Genomic DNA, 2137 nt, shown 5'->3' on the forward strand with positions numbered 1-2137 from the left:
CTGACATTTTCATTATATGAACACGTTTTTCATCTACTTTATCAAAATCAGGATTTGCGTCGATATAAATTATCGGCACATTGGTTTTAGGATATTCAATTAAACTTGCCGCTGGATATACTTGCAACGATGTGCCAATTACCAATAATATATCAGCCGTTGCCGCCAATTGAACTGCTTCATTAAACAACGGAACAGCTTCGCCAAACCAAACTATTGCAGGTCGCAATTGCTCGCCATTTTCGTTTACATCGCCTATTTTTACATCATCTTCCCAAAAAATGGATTCGTTTTCCGAAAATTCTCCTCGCACTTTTTTCAATTCGCCATGTAAATGCAAAACGTTTGTACTTGCGGCACGTTCATGCAAATCATCTACATTTTGCGTAATAATGGTAATTTCAAAATAATTTTCTAATTCGGCTAAAATGCAATGCGCCGCATTAGGTAACACTTCTTTTAATTGCTTTCTACGTTGATTATAAAAATCCAAAACCAATTCCGGATTGTTTTGCCAACCTTCTGGCGAAGCTACTTCCATAACATCATGACCTTCCCAAAGCCCGTTGGCATCGCGAAAGGTTTTTATGCCACTTTCGGCACTAATGCCAGCACCAGTTAATACCACTAATTTTTTCATTAAAAATTAAAATTACTTACTTTGCATTAAAGATAACAATAAATGAATACCAAAGAAAAGGCACTTTTAGAATATTTACAAGGTTTTATAACCGAAAACCGAAAAGAAGGTTTTAAACGCGTTCTACAAAACAGAACTCAACATTTTACAATTGCTATAGAAGATGTGTATCAATTGCACAACACTAGTGCTGTTATGCGAAGCTGCGAAGTGTTTGGTATTCAAGAGCTACACGTAATTGAGCAAAAATTTGGCAAACGCATTGATAAAGAAATTGCAATGGGTGCTCAAAAATGGGTCGATGTTAATCGGTATTCAACCATTCAAAGTTGTATTGATGCTGTTAAAAGCAAAGGCTATCAAATAATTGCTACAACACCACATAACGATTCTTGTTTATTACAAGATTTTGACATTACAAAGCCTTCAGCCTTATTTTTTGGCACAGAAAAAGAAGGATTATCTGAAGAAATAATGCAGCAAGCCGATGGATTTGTTAAAATTCCGATGGTTGGCTTTACCGAAAGTTTAAATATTTCGGTTTCGGCAGCTATAATCATTCAAGATATTACAGCTCGTTTGCGTCGATCAAACTTGCAATGGCAATTAACCGAAGAAGAAATATTTGAAAAAACTTTAGACTGGACGCGTAAATCGATAAAAGATATTGATTTTATTGAGAAGAAGTTTTATGAATTATGAATTAGATAATTTGGAAATTTGAAAATGAGTGAGTTTTCAGTTTTCAGTTTACAGTAGCAGTACGCAAACTTGTCACTCCGTAGGAGTCTGGTTTTTGTTAGTCATTAGCGAATTAGTCAATTTGAAAATTTGAAAATGAGTGATTAGCTGTGAGCTGCTAACTAAAAAATAACTTGAAACTTGAAACTATAAAATATGAAATATAAATTACTTTTCAACTTTCAACTTTCAACTTTTGACTTTTGACTTTCAACTTTCAACTTTCAACATAAACTATTTATTCTTCTTCAAAATTTTATACTCTTCATAACAAGCGCTAATAGCATCTAAAATTTGCAAATCGTTAGCGGTTTTAATAAAATATTCAGAGTAGTTACAGTTTTGTAAAATTAAAGGAATATCGTCTTTATCAACTTCTAAAAGGGCTGCTATTGTTTGCCTATCATATTTTGTGGCTAATAAATCGCGAATGGTATTGTCTTTCTTTATTTCTTTCAACTTTCGCATTTCTCTTGGTCGTTTACCAAAAACATTATACAGAAAATCGGCAGGATTAAAAACAGATTGTAATACTTTTGTTACCGCATTAGGCGATTTATCGCCTACTTCGTAGCCAGCGTCTAAGCCCGATATGCTATAGCGTTTATTTTCAACAATAGGAATAAGGCGAGTATCAACCTCTACATATCCTGTTAAATTATATTGCTTAATAACAACTTCTTCTAGTGCAAATGCTTTTTCGGTTAATGCTACTTTTGCTGTTTTGTTTTTTATCCAATCGTTAGTAACCCTAAC

3 protein-coding genes are annotated in these 2137 nt (G+C 33.6%); 1 reads left to right on the plus strand and 2 read right to left on the minus strand.

Going from position 1 to position 2137, the window contains the following annotated elements; all coding sequences use genetic code 11:
- Positions 1–640: Sir2 family NAD-dependent protein deacetylase (locus R2808_RS11420; protein WP_371271139.1), on the minus strand; the 640-nt coding region annotated here is incomplete at its 3' end.
- A 42-nt stretch (positions 641–682) separates the two neighbouring features.
- Here R2808_RS11420 and R2808_RS11425 point away from each other — a divergent pair.
- On the plus strand, positions 683–1342 hold the full coding sequence (locus R2808_RS11425) for a TrmH family RNA methyltransferase (RefSeq protein ID WP_371271140.1): 660 nt from the start codon (positions 683–685) through the stop codon (positions 1340–1342).
- Between the two features lie 273 nt (positions 1343–1615).
- Here the strand turns inward: R2808_RS11425 and R2808_RS11430 are convergent.
- On the minus strand, positions 1616–2137 hold a 522-nt coding region (locus tag R2808_RS11430), incomplete at its 5' end, for a carboxypeptidase-like regulatory domain-containing protein (RefSeq protein ID WP_371271141.1).

Source organism: Flavobacterium sp. (assembly GCF_041392005.1).
GTDB lineage: Bacteria > Bacteroidota > Bacteroidia > Flavobacteriales > Flavobacteriaceae > Flavobacterium.

Bases quoted from the DNA above. Each gene is read 5' to 3' on its own strand.
- R2808_RS11425 (WP_371271140.1), top strand. From the start codon at position 683: ATGAATACCAAAGAAAAGGCACTTTTAGAATATTTACAAGGTTTTATA.